This is a genomic window from Streptomyces sp. NPDC031445 (genome assembly GCF_055581365.1).
This window is the reverse complement of record NZ_JBVIJO010000002.1, coordinates 241,142-255,751: the sequence shown is the minus strand read 5'-3', so window position 1 is coordinate 255,751 and position 14,610 is coordinate 241,142. Positions and strand designations below refer to the sequence as shown.

The following is a 14,610-nucleotide window of genomic DNA, read 5'->3' as shown; positions in this document are numbered from 1 at the left end:
CTTCCAATCCGTAGGAGGTGGGCGGGTTACTTGAGGTCGGCCTCGGTGTAGTAACCGCCGTCGACCAGCACCTGCTTGTAGTTGCTCTTGTCGACGCTCACCGGCTGGAGCAGGTAGGCGGGCACGACCTTCGTCCCGTTGTCGTACGTCTTGGTGTCGTTGACCTCGGGCTTCTTGCCCTTCAGGGAGTCGTCCATCATCGTGGCGGCGACCTCGGCGAGCTTGCGGAGGTCCTTGTAGACGGTCTGCGTCTGCTGACCGGAGATGATCGACTTCACCGAGGCCAGCTCGGCGTCCTGGCCGGTGATGACCGGCAGCGGCTTGCTGCCCGAGCCGTAGCCGTCCGACTTGAGGGCGGACAGGATGCCGATGGAGATGCCGTCGTACGGCGAGAGGACCGCGTCGACCCGGCCGCTCTTGTAGGCCGAGGTGAGGACGTCCTCCATGCGCTTCTGCGCGGTGGTGCCGTCCCAGCGCAGGGTGACGACCTGGGTCAGCTTGGTCTGCCCGGACTTGACCACCAGCTGCTTCTTGTCGATGTACGGCTGGAGGACGCTCATGGCGCCGCCGAAGAAGTACTTGGTGTTGTTGTCGTCGTTGGAGCCCGCGAACAGCTCGATGTTGAAGGGGCCCTTCTTGCCCTTGCTCAGCCCGAGCTTGTCGACGATGTACTGGCCCTGGAGCTTGCCGACCTTCTCGTTGTCGAACGAGGCGTAGTAGTCGACGTTCTTGGTGCCGAGGATCAGCCGGTCGTAGGAGATGACCGGGATGTGCGCGTCCGCGGCCTCCTGCAGGACGTGGTCCAGGGACTTGTTGTCGATCGCCGCGATGATCAGGCCCTTGACGCCCTGCGTGATCAGGTTCTCGATCTGCGAGACCTGGGTCTCCGGGTCGTCCTCGCCGTAGACCAGCTTGGTCTTGTAGCCCTTGGCCTGGAGGTCCTTGACGACGTTCTTGCCGTCGGAGATCCAGCGCTCGGAGGACTTGGTCGGCATGGCGATGCCGATGGTGCCGCCCTTGACGTCGCCCGACTTCTCCTTGCTGCCGCCCTCGCCGCTCTGACCGCAGGCGGTGAGGGTGAGGGCGAGCGAGGCGGCTCCGGCCATGGCGGCGAGTGCGGCTCTGCGGTTGCGCATCTGGGATCAGTCCTTGTCGTTCTCGTCGTTGAGAGGAGCGGAGGTGAGCGGTGCGGGTGCTTCCACGGGGAAGCGGTGGAGCGTCCCGGGCAGTCGGGAGCCGAGCGGCGCCATGTCGCCGTCCGCGCCGTGCCGGGCGAGCAGGTCCAGGGCGAGCCGGCCGCGCCGCACCCGCTCCCGGGCGGTGTCCAGGGTCACGTCCCGCAGGTGGGTGCCCCACGGGTAGATGCCGGGGGCCTTGGACAGGCCGAACTTCAGGTACAGGGGCGCGCCGCGCCGGATCAGCTCGGCGACCTCGTACATCCGGATGTAGCCGCCGAGGTCGTCGGGGGCCTCGATGTACATGTCCATGGGGGCGCCGGAGACCCGGCGGATCTCGGTGAGGTGGTCCAGCGTCAGATCGCTGGGCACGTTGACGGAGTCGGCGCCGAGCCGCTCGTAGACGGCGTACGAGGCCGGGTTGACCGGGCCGATGAGCGCCGACACCTTCAGCGTGGTGTCGGCCGGGATGATCCCGGCCTGGCGGGCCCGGTGCAGGGTCCACAGCACGCCCTCGTCGGCGACCAGCAGGCACTTCACGCCCAGTTCGGTGGCCCGCACGGCGTCCTCGACGCAGCCGGCGACGGCGTCGTGGCCCCGGGCGCGCAGTCCGGCCCCCCGCGAGTCGGACCGCACCGAGCCGCCGATGTCCCAGGTGCCGCGCGGGCCGGTGAACAGGCAGAGCTCGATGTCGCGCTCGTTCGTGGCGTCGACCATCTCGGTGATCTCGGCGTCGGTGAGCATCCACACGCCGCTGCCCTGGCTGATCCGGTGGATCGGCACATCGAGGCGCGAGGCCTCCTTCAGCACGACCGCCAGCGCTTCGGGACCCTCGCACGAGGGGATCTCGGTGCGCCAGCGGCCGCCGCCCGGGAAGGTACGGGCGGAGGCGTCGGCGGGGTCGAGGGCGGGCGCGCCGAGGCCGAGCGCGGCGAGCACCTGCTCGCCGGGCCTGCGGGCTGCCGGGGCGGAAGCGTCGGTCACAAGCTGTCCTTAAGGTCCTGAGTGTTCGGTATTTCGGACAAGGTTCGCGGCTCTGGGTAGGGAACAGCGCGGGGCGTACGCCGGTCGGGGCGTCGTCAGGTCACGCCCCGACCGGCGCACGGTCAGGGGCGGAGCAGCACCTTGCCCACCTTGGGATCGCCGGCCCCGACCAGCTCGATGGCCTGCGGGAACTCGGTCAGCGGCAACTCGTGGGTGACCAGCGGCAGCGGGTCCAGCAGCCCGGCCCCGAAGACCCGCACGGCGTGGGACCAGGCGTCCGGCGGCGCCCCGAAGACGGTGTGCACCTCCAGCTGCCGTACGACGAGGTCGGTCGGGTCGAGCCCGTCCGCGCCCGGCGCCGGGATCCCGGTGAGGACCAGCCGGCCGCCGCGCCGCGGCAGCGCGGCGGCGGTGCGCGCGGCGGACGCCGACCCGGCGGTCTCGATCACCACGTCGAAGTCGCCGGGCAGCGCCGGGTCTTCGGCGTCCTTCAGCCGGAAGTCGCTCGCCCCGAACCGCCGGGACAGCGCCTCCCGGTCGTTCCGCGTGCCCACCACGAGCAGTTCCGCCGGCGAGACCGCCTTCAGGAACTGCACGGCGAACATGCCCAGCGTGCCCGTGCCGACCACCGCGACCCGCTCGCCCGGCCGGGCGTTCGCCTTCAGCGCGGCGGCCGCGATGCAGGCGGCCGGCTCCAGCAGGGCGGCGGCGGTGAGGTCGGCGTCGTCCGGCAGGACGTGCAGCAGCCGGGCGGGCAGGGTCAGCGTGGCGGCCATGGCGCCCGGCTGGGTGAAGCCGGTCTCCTCGTACCCGGCCGAGCACAGCGTGGTCTCGCCCGCGTGACAGCGTTCGCACACCTGGCAGTTGCGGAAGCCCTCGCCCACGACCTTGCGGCCGACGAGCGAGCCGGGCACTCCGGCGCCCACCTCCGTGACCGTCCCCGACCACTCGTGCCCGGGGATGAGCGGATAGCGCACGTACCCCTCGGGCCGGTTGCCCTGGTACACCTCGCGGTCGCTGCCGCAGATGCCCGCCGCGTGCACCGCGACCAGCGCCTCGCCGGGACCGGGCCGCCGGGGCGTGTGGGCCTCGACCCGGTGCACCCCCGGCGCCTCGACCAGGACCTGGGAGCTCACTTCGTGCCCTTGGGCTTGCGCTGCTCCCAGCCCTCGGCCCACAGGTCGAACCGGGCCTGCTGCTGCGGGAACTCCGCCGCCGCGTCGACGTCCAGCTCGACGCCGAGCCCCGGCGCGTCGGAGAGATGGAAGCAGCCGTCCTCCGGGTTCACCTGCGGGGCGCCCTTGACCACCTTCTTGATCTCCGCGTCCGCGAAGTCGTTGAAGTGCTCAAGGATCTTGAAGTTCGGGGAGGTGAACCCGACCTGGAGGGAGGCGGCGGTGAGCACCGACCCGCCCACGTTGTGCGGGGCGACGAGCATGTAGTGGGTCTCGGCGGTCGCGGCCAGCTTCCGGGTCTCCCAGATGCCGCCGATGTGGCCGACGTCGGGCTGGATGATGTCGACCGCCTGGCTGTCGAACAGCTCGCGGAACTCGATCCGGTCGTGGATGCGCTCCCCGGTGGCCACCGGGATGTCCACCTTGGCCGCGACCTTCTCCAGCGCCTTCAGGTTCTCCGGCGGCACCGGCTCCTCCAGCCAGGCCGGCTTGAAGGGCGCCATCTCCTTGGCCAGCCGGACGGCGGTGGCGGGGGAGAAGCGGCCGTGCATTTCCAGCATCAGCTCCGCCTCCGTGCCGATGGCGTCCCGCACGGCCTCGATGAGCGAGACCGCGTACACCGTCTCCTGGTGGTCCAGCTCGAAGTGCCCGGTGCCGAAGGGGTCGATCTTCAGTGCCTTGTAGCCGCGCTCCATGACCCCCCGCGCGGCCTTGTGGTACGCCTCCGGGGTGCGCTCGGTGGTGTACCAGCCGTTGGCGTACGCCTTGACCTTGTCGGTCACCTTCCCGCCGAGCAACTGCCACACCGGCACGCCCAGCGCCTTGCCCTTGATGTCCCAGCAGGCCATCTCGACCACGGCGATGCCGGACATGACGATCTCCCCGGCGCGGCCGTAGTCGCCGTACTTCATCCGGCGCACGAGGTCCTCGACAGCGAACGGGTCCGATCCGAGAATGTGGTTGGCCTCGGCCTCCCGCAGATAGCCGATCAGCGCGTCGGTGTGCCCGAGCATCCGGGTCTCGCCGACTCCCGTGATGCCCTCGTCGGTGTGCACCTGGACGTAGGTCAGGTTGCGCCACGGCGTGCCGACCACGTGCGTGCTGATTCCGGTGATGCGCACGGCAGTTGCCCCTCAGCTGTTCGAGATTTCGTCACACGTTCGAAATGTTGGCGTGACAGTAAGGACGGTCCGGCGGGGGTGTCAATGGGTCGAACAGGTAACGGTTTCGGCACGGCTTTCGAGAACTCTTTCGACCTCGCACCAAACCTTCACAGCGGTGCCTGGAACCGGAACCTCGCGGACTCTAGTCTTCCCGCGTCATGAACTACTGCCTCCCGTGCCGACGGCACCTCAATGGCGCCCTGGCCTGCCCGGGGTGCGGTACTCCGGCCGACCGGCTCGCTGCCCCCACGGCGGCGCCGGACGCGCCCGCGCACGAGCAGGGGGACGGGCGCGGGCACGCGGGGACACCGACGGCGCACGAGCAGCCGTACGAGCCGTACGAGCAGCGGCACGAGCGGGCGCCAGACGCTCCGGACGCCCCCGGGGAGCCGGGGCGGGCGGAAGAACCGGAACCGGCGGAGGCGGAGGCCGAAGACGCCGGTGACGACGGGGGCGCCCCGGCCGGCCGGCGGGCCCGGGGCGGGGCCGAGGGCAGCCGCCGCGACCGCAAGGCCGCCGCACACCGCCGAAGACGCCGCCGCACCGTCCTGGTCGCCGTCGGGTTCGTCCTCGCGGCGGGCGGGCTCAGTCTCGCCGAACTGGGCACGGACGCGCCCTTCTCACCCTTCTCCAGCGAGGCCCCGGCCCCGGCCGGGGACACCTCGGCGGACGGCGGCGCCGCCTCCGTCGCGCCGGACCGCACCGCCGGCCCGGCAGGCGCCACGTCCGGCGCCACCCCCCGGGCGGGCGGGTCGGCCTCCCCGGACGCCTCGGCCTCCGCCTCCCCGTCGCAGTCCCCCGGGGACAAGGATTCCGCTTCCCCCTCCGCCACACGGAGCGGCACGGCACAGCAGTCGGCCACGACGAGTTCCGGTGCGACCCCGGGGACCCCGGTGACCCCGGCCGCCCCGGCCCCCAGCCAGTCGTCCGCCGCCCCGACCGAGGCCCCGACCACCTCCGCGCCCCCGCCCGAGCCGTCGCCCACGAAGACCTGCGACCGCTTCCTGTGGTGGTGCAGCTGAGGACGGTCGCGGGCATGTGAGTGCCCCCGCCCGCCGTCCGGCTCCGTCCGTGTGGACGTGAAGCACGCCCGGCGCATCCCCGCCACCCCGCGCCATCGGCCATCCGGGGTATCCACGACACCCCCCGGCCTCTACGGGGGTTGAGTCGAACGGGCACGTCTCGCCGTACCGGTCTCGGGAACGCACGACGCCGGAGGAGGGCGTCGTGCCGAGGGGGAGCAGCGAGCAGCGGATCGGCCGAGGAGAGCGGATGACGCAGGAGATCACCGTCCAGGGCACGGTAGCCGAGGGCTTCGAGTCGGTGCGCGAGGAGTTCGCCGCCTTCGTCGCCGGGGAACGGGACGACTACGAGGGCCAGTTGTGCGCGTACGTCCACGGACGGCGGGTCGTGGACCTGTGGGCGGGCGCCGGGGTGACGGGTGACTCGCTGTACGCCCTGCACTCGGCCACGAAGGGCGCGGCCCACCTGGTGGCGGCGCTGCTCGTGCAGGACGGCACCCTGGAGCTGGACCGCAAAGTCACCTACTACTGGCCGGAGTTCGCCGCCGAGGGCAAGGGCGCTCTGACGCTGCGGGACCTGCTGGCGCACCGCGCGGGGCTGGTCGGCACCGACACCGGGTTAAGTGCCGACGAGCTGGCCGACGACCGGATGATCGCCGAACGCCTCGCCGACCAGCGGCCGTTCTGGCGGCCGGGCACGGCGTTCGGCTACCACGCGCTGGTCATCGGCGCGTTGACCGGCGAAGTCGTCCGCCGGGCGACGGGCCGTACGCTCCAGGAGGCGTACGAGGAGCGGGTCCGCGCTCCCCACGGCCTCGACCTGCGCCTGGGTCTGCCGGAGGCGCACGAGCCGCGCTTCCGCACCGTCCGGCCGATGCTGCCGACGCCCGCGCAGCGGGCGCAGCTCGAAGCCGTGCCGACCGGCCCGCACACCCTCGCGTCGATCGCCTTCAACCGGCACGGCGCGGAGCCCACCGACCTGGAGAGCCTGCCGAACCGGCGGCTGATCCGCGCCCAGGGACCCGCCTCGGTGGGCGGGACCGGCTCGGCACGGGGTCTCGCGGCCATGTACGCGGCGATGATCAGCGAGGTGGACGGCCGGAGCCCGCTGCTGAAGGGCGACACACTGGCGGAGTTCGCCCAGATCCACTCCACGGGGTACGACCTGGTGACCCGCGTCCACACGTCGTTCGGCCTCGGCTTCCAGGCGATCGCCGACACCTGGCACCCGTTCCTCGGCGCGGGCGCGCTGGGCCACAGCGGCGCCGGCGGGGTCCAGGCCTTCGCGGACCCGCACGCGGGCATCGCCTACGGCTACACGCGGCGCCGGTTCGCGTTCCCGGGCGGGGCGGCACCCGAGAACGACAGGTTCGCGGCGGAGGTCCACAAGGCGGCGCTGGCCGGCTGAGGAGTTCCCCGAAGACGCGCGGACGCCTCCCGGCGATGAGCAGCCGCACCCCACGTCCAAGGATGCGGCTGCCGATGTGAGGAACGACGGAGGTCAGGCCAGCGTCACGGTGATGTTCCCGCGTGTCGCCTTCGAGTAGGGGCAGACCTGGTGGGCCTTCTCCAGCAGCTTCCGCGCGGTGGCCTCGTCGGCGTCGGGGATGCTCGCCGAGATCTCCACGATGATCCCGAAACCCTCGTCGTTCCTGCCGATGCCGACCCTGGCCGTGACGGTGGACCCGGACACGTCGACGCCCTCCTGCCGGGCGACGACCCCCAGCGCCCCCTGGAAGCACGCGCTGTAACCGGCGGCGAACAGCTGCTCCGGGTTGGTCCCGGACCCGCTGCCGCCCATCTCCTTCGGCGGGTTGACGACGACGTCGAGTCGGCCGTCGTCCGTGGCGACCCGCCCGTCGCGGCCGTTCTCGGCGGTGGCGACGGCGGTGTACAGGACGTCGGACTGCGTGATGGGCATGCGGTTGTCTTCCTCCTCGGCGGCCGCGACTCGCGCCCACGATCGCGACAGATTTCGGAAAGAAGCTACCGCATGCCGGAAACCACGGGAAGTCTAGAGCTTGACGACCATCTTGCCGATGTTGTCGCCGCGCAGGACCCCGAGGAACGCCTCCAGGTTGTTCTCGATGCCCTCGACCACGGTCTCCCGGTACTTCAGCGCGCCCGAGGCGACCCAGGGGCCGACCTCCTGGACGAACTGCGGCTGGAGGTCGTAGTGGTCGCCGACCAGGAAGCCCTCGATCCGGCCGCGGGTCTGGATCAGCCGGGCCAGGTTCTTCGGGCCGGGCGCGGGCTCGGTGTTGTTGTAGACCGAGATCATGCCGCAGACGGCGATCCGGCCGCCCTGGTTCAGCGAGCCGATCGCGGCCTCCAGGTGCTCCCCGCCGACGTTGTCGAAGTAGACGTCGATGCCGTCGGGCGCCGCCTCGCGCAGCTGCTCGGCGACCGGGCCGTTCCTGTAGTTGAAGGCGGCGTCGAAGCCGTACTCCTCCAGGAGCAGTTTGACCTTCTCGTCGGACCCGGCCGAGCCGATGACCCGGGAGGCGCCCTTGAGCCTGGCGATCTGGCCCACCTGGCTGCCCACGGCCCCGGCGGCGCCCGACACGAACACGCTGTCGCCCTCCTTGAAGGAGGCGGTGCGCAGCAGGCCGGCGTAGGCGGTCAGCCCGGTCATGCCGAGGACGCCGAGGTACGTCGACAGGGGGGCGGCCTCCGGGTCGACCTTCACGGCGTTCCTCGCGTCCACGGCCGCGTACTCGCGCCAGCCGGAGAAGTGCAGGACGTGGTCGCCGGCGGAGAGGCCCTCGGCGCGCGACTCGACCACCTCGCCGACCGCGCCGCCCTGCATGACCTTGCCCAGCTCGAAGGGGGCGGCGTAGGACTTGGCCGCGCTCATCCTTCCGCGCATATAGGGGTCGACGGAGAGGTACTTGTTCCGCACCAGCACCTGACCCTCGCCCGGGGTCGGGACCGGCGCCTCGACGAGGGCGAAGTCCTCGGGCTTCGGCCAGCCGACGGGTCGGCTGAGCAGGTGCCACTCGCGGTTGATCATGACGGAGCCTTTCGTGTCACGCGCAATTACTTCAGTACCTGAAACAACGATGCCCGAATATTTCATGATGTCAAGTAAGCGGGTATCCTGGACGGCATGTCCCACCCATCGAAGACCCACCGCCCCGACCCCCTGACCATGGAAGTGGTCGAGCTGATCGGTGACGTCGTGGCCCGCTTCTACGCGGACTACGAGGAGGCGGCGGGCGAGCACACGCTGACCGGCCCGCAGGCCAGGCTGCTCAGCCTGCTCTCGCTGGAGCCGCTGCCCATGCGCAAGCTGGCCCAGAAGCTCAAGTGCGAACCGTCGAACGTCACCGGGATCGTGGACCGGCTCGAGTCCCGCGGCCTGGTGGAGCGCCGCCCCGACCCGGCCGACCGCCGGGTCAAGGTCGCCGCCGCCACCGACGAGGGCCGCCGGGTGGCCCGGGACCTGCGCGAGGGCCTGCACTTCGCCCGCGAGCCGCTCGCCGCGCTCACCGACGACCAGCGCCGCTCCCTGCGCGACCTGCTGCGCCGCATGCTCGACGCCTGAGACCCGGCCCGGCCGGCCCCTGCCGCCACCGGCCGCCCGCGCCGTCACACCCAGCCAGTAGAGTCCTCGCCATGCGCGATCTCGGGGTGGGTTTCGGGTATCTGCTGAAAGGCCAGCGATGGGTGGCCCGGCACGGACGGAGCTACGGCTTCGGGCTGCTGCCCGGACTGATCACGCTCGTGCTGTACGCCGCCGCGCTGGTCGCGCTCGCCGTGTGGGGCGCGGACGCGGTCACCTGGGCGACCCCGTTCGCGGACGACTGGTCCAGCCCCTGGCAGGGCCTGTTCCGCGGCTTCCTGACGGCCGTCCTCTTCGCCCTCGGCCTGCTGCTGGCCGTGCTGACGTTCACCGCCGTCACCCTGCTGGTCGGCCAGCCCTTCTACGAGAACCTCTCGGAGCGGGTCGACGCCGACGCCTCGCCCGACGGCACCGCCCCGCGCTCGGAGCTGCCGCTCTGGCGCGAGCTGTGGATCTCCGCCCGGGACAGCCTGCGCGTGCTGGTGCGGGCCGGCCTGTGGGGCCTCCTGCTCTTCGCCCTCGGGTTCCTGCCGTTCGCCGGGCAGACCGTCGTCCCCGTGATCGGCTTCTTCGTCACCGGCTTCTTCCTCACCGAGGAACTGGCCGCCGTGGCGATGCAGCGCCGGGGCGTCGACCTGCGCGCCCGGCTCACCCTGCTCCGCTCCCGCAAGACCCTCGTCTGGGGCTTCGGCACGCCTCTGGGCCTGGCCTTCCTGGTTCCGTTCGTCGCGGTGTTCCTGATGCCGGGCGCGGTCGCGGGCGCCACGCTCCTCGCCCGCGACCTGCTGGGAGAGGAGAGCGGCGGGGACGGCGCCGACGCGCCCAGGACGCAGGACGTCAGCCCCTGACCGAGGCGCTCGCCGCAGGCCCCGTCCCGGCCGGTCCCGGCCTCAGCCCCGCCCCCGCTCCGCCGCACCGACGGACACGGCGACGATCGACCGGACCTGCGCGATGATGTCCAGCCGGTTGCGCACGAACTCCGGGTCCGTCACCTCGGTGGTGTTCCCGGCCCCGAACTCCAGCACGGGCGTGTGCACGTGCCCGCCCGGCAGCGTGCCGCGCAGCCCGAGCCGGTCCCGCAGCAGGGTGGCCCGGTAGGCGATCTCGTTGGAGAGGTAGTCGCCGCCGGCCCCGGCACGGGCGGTGGAGCCGGGGGTCGGCCCGTCCGGCCTCACGACGGGCGCGGAGCCGCCGGCCGGTATCTCGGTCACCTCCGTGTGGTCGTACACGGGGAAGCGGCCCGTCCGCGCGGCCACGACAGCGGCGTACGGCAGGGTGGTGCTCGTCCACTGCGGCTGCGACGCCGGGTCCGCGACCGGGATCGGCCCGGTCACGCCCACGCCGTCGTTGTCCGCGAAGCCGCCCCGCCACGCGCCGTTGGTGCGCTCGACGTCGAACCGGCCGGCCCGGCCCTGGCTCACGGTCGTGAACAGGTCCACCCGCGGCAGGTACGGCCGCAGCGTCCGCTCCACCGTGCCCTCGGCGAAGTCCCGCCAGCGCACCGGGAACACGGCCGTCTCGACGCGCGCCGGTCCCCGCGCCGTCTCGACGACCGTGCCGTCCAGCGCGAGCGCCGTCGCCCCCGAGGGGTTGGAGATGCGGATGTCCCGGTCGAGCGTGAAGGGGTCGAACCCGGTGAGCAGGACGCGCCGCAGGTGCCCCTTCCCCGGGTAGCGGATGTCGGTCTGCCCGCGCGAGGTCCGCTCCAGCCACCCGAGGAGCGCGTCCCGCTGCCCGTCGGACAGCCCGAAGTCCGGCTCCCAGGTGCGCACTTCCCGGGTCATCCCCAGCCGGGCCCAGTACAGCGGCCGGTCGTCGTCCCGGCTCAGGTCACCACCGGCCGGCCCGCGCCCCTGCGCGCGCTCCACGGCCCGCCGCCACAGCGCGGACCCCTCGCGGACGACGACGCGGCGGGCCTGCGCGTAGGAGTGCGCCCGGTGCAGGGCACGGCCGAACTCCGGTGCCGCGTCGGCGAATCCGGAGCGCCGCAGGATCTCTTGCGGCACGGCCTTGTCCAGCCGCTGTTCCTCGACGGTGGGGGAGGACGGAGCGGTGGCGGCGCACGCCGTGGTGGCGGGCCCGGACAGGCCGGTCAGCAGGGCCAGCCCGAGGAGGCCGGTACGTAGACGCATCAAGGGAGTTCGGGTCCTTCCGTCGCTGTGGGGCGCGTGGTGCGGTGGACGGCCGCAGTATCGCGTGACGGACGTGACCCGCGCCATGGTGCGGGCGGCGCCGGCGGGCCGGGGCGGGGGCGGCGAGGACGTGGCCAAGTGTGAAGGGTTCGTACGGGATCTCCGCCGGACGCTCGATCGAGGACCGCCGCGTCATCACGACGATTAACGTCTGATCCGGGACAAGTCCCCCGCCCGGGGACGCGTGTCTCCCGCGCAGCCCCGGTCCGGGAACCTGACCCCCGGACCGGGGCTTCACGGCGCCGGGCCGAGGGGCTACCGGCCCCGGACGCCGAAGCCGTACACCGTCTCGGAGCGGAAGACCTCGCCGGGCCGCAGCACCGTGCTCGGGAAGTCCGGCCGGTTGGGGGAGTCCGGGAAGTGCTGCGTCTCCAGGGCGATCCCGGCGCCGGGGCCGAGCGGCCCGGACAACGTGTCGGCGGTGTAGAGCTGGAGGCCCGGCTCGGTCGTTGCCACCGTCAGGGTCCGCCCGGACACCGGGTCGGACAGCTCGGCCACCTCCTCCGCCGCGCCGGTCACCCCCTTGTCCAGCACGAAGTTGTGGTCGTAGCCCGAGCCGGTCCTGCGGGCCGTGCGGAAGTCGAAGCGGGAGCCCGTCACGTCCGCCGGCGCGCCGGCCGGGATCAGGTCCGCGTCCACCGGCGTGTACCGGGACGCGGCCAGCCGCAGCTCGTGCCCGCCCGCGTCACCGGAACCGCGCAGGTTCCAGTACGTGTGACTGGTCAGGTTGACCACCGTCGGCGCGTCCGTGACCGCCTCGTAGGCGATCCGCAGCGCGCCCGACGCGTCGAGCGTGTACGTCACCGCCACCTCCAGCCGGCCCGGGAAGCCCTCCTCGCCGTGCGGGCTGACCCGGCCGAGGCGGACGCCGTGCGGGACCGGCGTCACCTCCCACACCCGCTTGTCGAACCCGCGTTCACCGCCGTGCAGCGAGTTCGGGCCGTTGTTGCGGGCCAGCGTGTACGTCCGGCCGTCCAGCGGGAACCGGCCGCCCGCGATGCGGTTCGCGTACCGGCCGACCACGGCACCCAGGTACGGCTCCGGATGCGCCAGGTAACCGTCGAGGTCCGGGAAGCCCAGCGCCACGCCCACCGTCCGCCCGGCGCCGTCCGGTACCTCCACGGACTGCACGATCCCGCCGTACGACAGCACCCGCACCCGCACCCCGCCGCGCTCCAGCGTCCACCGGTGCACCGCCGTGCCGTCGGGGAGTGTGCCGAAAAGTTCGTTCATGTGGGAAACCCTAGTAGTGCCGTCGGATGCCGGATCCGCTGCGGGTGACGGCCGACCGCATGTGCCGCGCCGGCACTTGACGGGCTGTCGTGTGTCTGGTGGTGTTTCTCCCCGCCCCGCTCGCTGCCGGGGCGGACGAGGACTCATCACGCGCGGGGGACGCATGAGTGATCGCGAGCTGTGGGCGAGTACGGCCCTGCTGGCCACCTTCCTGGGCTTTGTCGTGTCGATCTTCGTCGGCCCTCCGGCCTGGTTCCTGGGCATCCTGTCCGCCGCGCTGATCGTGAGCGTACTGATCATCCGGACCGAGCAGCGGAAGCGCGGCCACCGCTGAAGCCGCACCGCCCGTTCGACCCGCTCACCGGACGGGCCCGGTCACGGCTGTGCCGCCGTGACCCTCCGGTACGCGATCTCCGCCAGCCGCGCCTGGCCGTCCTTGCTGGGGTGGAACCAGTCCCAGTGGCTGAGCTGGTCCGTGCCGAAGCGGTAGTCGTACACCGCGTCGCCGTCGAAGCGGCAGCGCCGGTCCTTGGCGCAGACCTCCCTCAGCACCCGGTTGTACTCCTCCACCCGCCGCTGCACGGCGTCCCGGCGCAGCGTCGCCGCGCTGGTCAGGTCGTCCGCGTCGCCCAGCATCGACGGGCAGATGCCCAGCTTCCACACCTGCTTGCCCAGCGGGTTCGTCCGGCCCTGCGACCACAGCCGCTTCAGGTTCGGCACGCTCGCCACGTACACCTGCGTCTTCGGCAGCGCCGAACGCAGCGTGCGCAGCGCCTCCTCGAAGTCCGCGCGGAAGCCGGCCACCGGGGTCATCGCCGACGCCGAGGCCCGGCAGGCGTCGTTCGCCCCCACCATCACCGTCACCAACTGCGGGGCGTGGGAGACCGCCTGCTCCATCTGCCCGGGCAGGTCCGCCATCCGGGCGCCCGTCACCGCGTAGTTCCAGCTGCGCTCCGCCGCCCCCGTCACGCCCAGCAGCCGCACCGCCAGGCTGTCCACCGCGGCGTCGCTGCCCGTCGCCCACGACACCTCCGGGCAGTCCGACAGCACCGTGCACGCGTCGAAGCCGCGCGTGATGGAGTCGCCCACCGCGGCGATCGAGTCGGGGCTGCGGTCCCACACCGGGGGCCGGGCCGCGCCCGCCTCGGTGCCCGCCGGCGCCGGCGCGCTCCCCGCCCCGTCGTCACATCCGGCGGCGCCCAGCAGCACGGTCGCCACGACGGCGAGAACGGCCCGTACACGGTGGCTTCGCTTCCGCATCCCTGCTGTTCCCCTCGTTCGACGGTAGGCATCCCCCTCCCCTGACAACGTGCGAGGGTTCCCGGCCCGGCTCCCCGGGAACGGCGCACCCCCGCACAAGCGTCCCCCTGGGTGAATGGCGGCGGTTTCCTGGCACCGGGACCGACCGTACGTCACACTCCTTGCCCCGCCGCAGGGTAGCCTCGCCATCAACGCGGCCGTCGCGCCACTGCCGCCCAGCCAGTCCGCAAGATGTCCCGCTCTGCCCGGAGGTTCCGGTGACGACACGTGGAGTTCTGTACGTGCACTCCGCGCCGCGCGCGCTGTGCCCGCACGTCGAGTGGGCCGTCGCCGGGGTGCTCGGCACGCGCGTCAACCTCGACTGGATCCGGCAGCCCGCGGCGCCTGGCACCTGGCGCTCGGAGTTCTCCTGGCAGGGCCAGGCCGGCACCGCCTCCAAACTCGCCTCGGCGCTGCGCGGCTGGCACCTGCTGCGCTTCGAGGTCACCGCCGAGCCCTGCGCGACCGCCGAGGGCGAGCGCTACAGCTGCACCCCCGACCTCGGCATCTTCCACGCCGTCACCGGCATCCACGGCGACATCCTGATCCCCGAGGACCGCCTGCGCGCCGCGCTGACGCGGTCCCAGCAGGGGGAGACCGACCTGGAGGCGGAGATCGCCAAGCTCCTGGGCAAGCCCTGGGACGACGAACTGGAGCCGTTCCGCTACGCCGGCGAGGGCGCCCCGGTCCGCTGGCTGCACCAGGTGGTGTGACGTCGCGCACGTGACGGAGCCCGCCGGCGCCCGCGGCGGACACGGCTGAAGGGCCCTCACCTTCCGGTGAGGGCCCTTCTCCACGTTTC

General features: G+C 72.5%; 15 protein-coding genes. 6 read left to right on the top strand and 9 right to left on the bottom strand.

Annotated elements, in window-relative coordinates:
• Positions 1–26: 26 nt before the first annotated feature.
• The 4 genes from chvE to ACZ5DC_RS07475 form a co-directional block, all read right to left on the bottom strand.
• Entirely contained in the window at positions 27–1,136 is a 1,110-nt protein-coding gene (gene chvE, locus ACZ5DC_RS07490) for a multiple monosaccharide ABC transporter substrate-binding protein (RefSeq protein ID WP_468650361.1), read from the bottom strand.
• A 6-nt stretch (positions 1,137–1,142) separates the two neighbouring features.
• Positions 1,143–2,159, bottom strand: coding sequence for a hypothetical protein (locus ACZ5DC_RS07485; RefSeq protein WP_468650359.1), 1,017 nt, complete (start codon positions 2,157–2,159; stop codon positions 1,143–1,145).
• A 122-nt stretch (positions 2,160–2,281) separates the two neighbouring features.
• Positions 2,282–3,295 (bottom strand): zinc-dependent alcohol dehydrogenase, encoded by a 1,014-nt coding sequence (locus tag ACZ5DC_RS07480; RefSeq protein ID WP_468650357.1) that lies wholly within the window; start codon positions 3,293–3,295, stop codon positions 2,282–2,284.
• Complete coding sequence (locus ACZ5DC_RS07475) at positions 3,292–4,455, bottom strand: mandelate racemase/muconate lactonizing enzyme family protein (protein ID WP_468650355.1); 1,164 nt, start codon at positions 4,453–4,455, stop codon at positions 3,292–3,294. Before ACZ5DC_RS07475 ends, ACZ5DC_RS07480 begins: the two co-directional genes overlap by 4 nt.
• 200 nt (positions 4,456–4,655) lie before the next feature.
• Here ACZ5DC_RS07475 and ACZ5DC_RS07470 point away from each other — a divergent pair, with 200 nt between their 5' ends.
• Both ACZ5DC_RS07470 and ACZ5DC_RS07465 read left to right on the top strand, forming a co-directional pair.
• Entirely contained in the window at positions 4,656–5,519 is an 864-nt protein-coding gene (locus ACZ5DC_RS07470) for an SCO2400 family protein (protein ID WP_468650353.1), read from the top strand.
• A 250-nt stretch (positions 5,520–5,769) separates the two neighbouring features.
• A complete protein-coding gene (locus ACZ5DC_RS07465) occupies positions 5,770–6,927 on the top strand; it encodes a serine hydrolase domain-containing protein (RefSeq protein WP_468650351.1) in 1,158 nt (385 codons plus the stop codon).
• 93 nt (positions 6,928–7,020) lie between these two features.
• Here the strand turns inward: ACZ5DC_RS07465 and ACZ5DC_RS07460 are convergent, their stop codons facing one another.
• Both ACZ5DC_RS07460 and ACZ5DC_RS07455 read right to left on the bottom strand, forming a co-directional pair.
• The gene (locus ACZ5DC_RS07460) at positions 7,021–7,440 is read right to left on the bottom strand and encodes an organic hydroperoxide resistance protein (RefSeq protein ID WP_468650349.1); all 420 of its coding nucleotides are present in this window, start codon (positions 7,438–7,440) and stop codon (positions 7,021–7,023) included.
• A gap of 93 nt (positions 7,441–7,533) precedes the next feature.
• Positions 7,534–8,532: an NADP-dependent oxidoreductase gene (locus tag ACZ5DC_RS07455; protein ID WP_468650347.1), complete on the bottom strand. Its 999-nt coding sequence runs from the start codon at positions 8,530–8,532 to the stop codon at positions 7,534–7,536.
• Between the two features lie 96 nt (positions 8,533–8,628).
• On the opposite strand from ACZ5DC_RS07455, the gene ACZ5DC_RS07450 reads away from it, so the two are divergent.
• Positions 8,629–9,066 carry a MarR family winged helix-turn-helix transcriptional regulator gene (locus tag ACZ5DC_RS07450; protein WP_366758597.1) on the top strand — a complete coding sequence of 146 codons (438 nt, stop codon included), beginning with the start codon at positions 8,629–8,631 and terminating at the stop codon, positions 9,064–9,066.
• A 71-nt stretch (positions 9,067–9,137) separates the two neighbouring features.
• Entirely contained in the window at positions 9,138–9,932 is a 795-nt protein-coding gene (locus tag ACZ5DC_RS07445; RefSeq protein WP_468650345.1) for an EI24 domain-containing protein, read from the top strand.
• A gap of 42 nt (positions 9,933–9,974) precedes the next feature.
• Here ACZ5DC_RS07445 and ACZ5DC_RS07440 read toward each other — a convergent pair whose 3' ends face one another.
• Both ACZ5DC_RS07440 and ACZ5DC_RS07435 read right to left on the bottom strand, forming a co-directional pair.
• Positions 9,975–11,216 (bottom strand): pyroglutamyl-peptidase I, encoded by a 1,242-nt coding sequence (locus ACZ5DC_RS07440; RefSeq protein WP_468650343.1) that lies wholly within the window; start codon positions 11,214–11,216, stop codon positions 9,975–9,977.
• A 315-nt stretch (positions 11,217–11,531) separates the two neighbouring features.
• Positions 11,532–12,509 carry an aldose epimerase family protein gene (locus ACZ5DC_RS07435; RefSeq protein WP_468650341.1) on the bottom strand — a complete coding sequence of 326 codons (978 nt, stop codon included), beginning with the start codon at positions 12,507–12,509 and terminating at the stop codon, positions 11,532–11,534.
• A 163-nt stretch (positions 12,510–12,672) separates the two neighbouring features.
• Here ACZ5DC_RS07435 and ACZ5DC_RS07430 point away from each other — a divergent pair, with 163 nt between their 5' ends.
• Positions 12,673–12,843 (top strand): hypothetical protein, encoded by a 171-nt coding sequence (locus tag ACZ5DC_RS07430; protein WP_468650339.1) that lies wholly within the window; start codon positions 12,673–12,675, stop codon positions 12,841–12,843.
• A 41-nt stretch (positions 12,844–12,884) separates the two neighbouring features.
• Here ACZ5DC_RS07430 and ACZ5DC_RS07425 read toward each other — a convergent pair whose 3' ends face one another.
• Positions 12,885–13,769 (bottom strand): SGNH/GDSL hydrolase family protein, encoded by an 885-nt coding sequence (locus ACZ5DC_RS07425; protein WP_468650337.1) that lies wholly within the window; start codon positions 13,767–13,769, stop codon positions 12,885–12,887.
• Between the two features lie 257 nt (positions 13,770–14,026).
• On the opposite strand from ACZ5DC_RS07425, the gene ACZ5DC_RS07420 reads away from it, so the two are divergent.
• The gene (locus tag ACZ5DC_RS07420; protein WP_366749415.1) at positions 14,027–14,521 is read left to right on the top strand and encodes a DUF3145 domain-containing protein; all 495 of its coding nucleotides are present in this window, start codon (positions 14,027–14,029) and stop codon (positions 14,519–14,521) included.
• The last annotated feature ends 89 nt before the right edge of the window (positions 14,522–14,610 follow it).

What these genes read in the sequence shown, in the direction of transcription:
- chvE (WP_468650361.1), bottom strand. Translation starts at nt 1,136, where the DNA reads ATGCGCAACCGCAGAGCCGCACTCGCCGCCATGGCCGGAGCCGCCTCG.
- ACZ5DC_RS07470 (WP_468650353.1), top strand. Translation starts at nt 4,656, where the DNA reads ATGAACTACTGCCTCCCGTGCCGACGGCACCTCAATGGCGCCCTGGCC.
- ACZ5DC_RS07465 (WP_468650351.1), top strand. Translation starts at nt 5,770, where the DNA reads ATGACGCAGGAGATCACCGTCCAGGGCACGGTAGCCGAGGGCTTCGAG.
- ACZ5DC_RS07460 (WP_468650349.1), bottom strand. Translation starts at nt 7,440, where the DNA reads ATGCCCATCACGCAGTCCGACGTCCTGTACACCGCCGTCGCCACCGCC.
- ACZ5DC_RS07455 (WP_468650347.1), bottom strand. Translation starts at nt 8,532, where the DNA reads ATGATCAACCGCGAGTGGCACCTGCTCAGCCGACCCGTCGGCTGGCCG.
- ACZ5DC_RS07450 (WP_366758597.1), top strand. Translation starts at nt 8,629, where the DNA reads ATGTCCCACCCATCGAAGACCCACCGCCCCGACCCCCTGACCATGGAA.
- ACZ5DC_RS07445 (WP_468650345.1), top strand. Translation starts at nt 9,138, where the DNA reads ATGCGCGATCTCGGGGTGGGTTTCGGGTATCTGCTGAAAGGCCAGCGA.
- ACZ5DC_RS07440 (WP_468650343.1), bottom strand. Translation starts at nt 11,216, where the DNA reads ATGCGTCTACGTACCGGCCTCCTCGGGCTGGCCCTGCTGACCGGCCTG.
- ACZ5DC_RS07435 (WP_468650341.1), bottom strand. Translation starts at nt 12,509, where the DNA reads ATGAACGAACTTTTCGGCACACTCCCCGACGGCACGGCGGTGCACCGG.
- ACZ5DC_RS07430 (WP_468650339.1), top strand. Translation starts at nt 12,673, where the DNA reads ATGAGTGATCGCGAGCTGTGGGCGAGTACGGCCCTGCTGGCCACCTTC.
- ACZ5DC_RS07425 (WP_468650337.1), bottom strand. Translation starts at nt 13,769, where the DNA reads ATGCGGAAGCGAAGCCACCGTGTACGGGCCGTTCTCGCCGTCGTGGCG.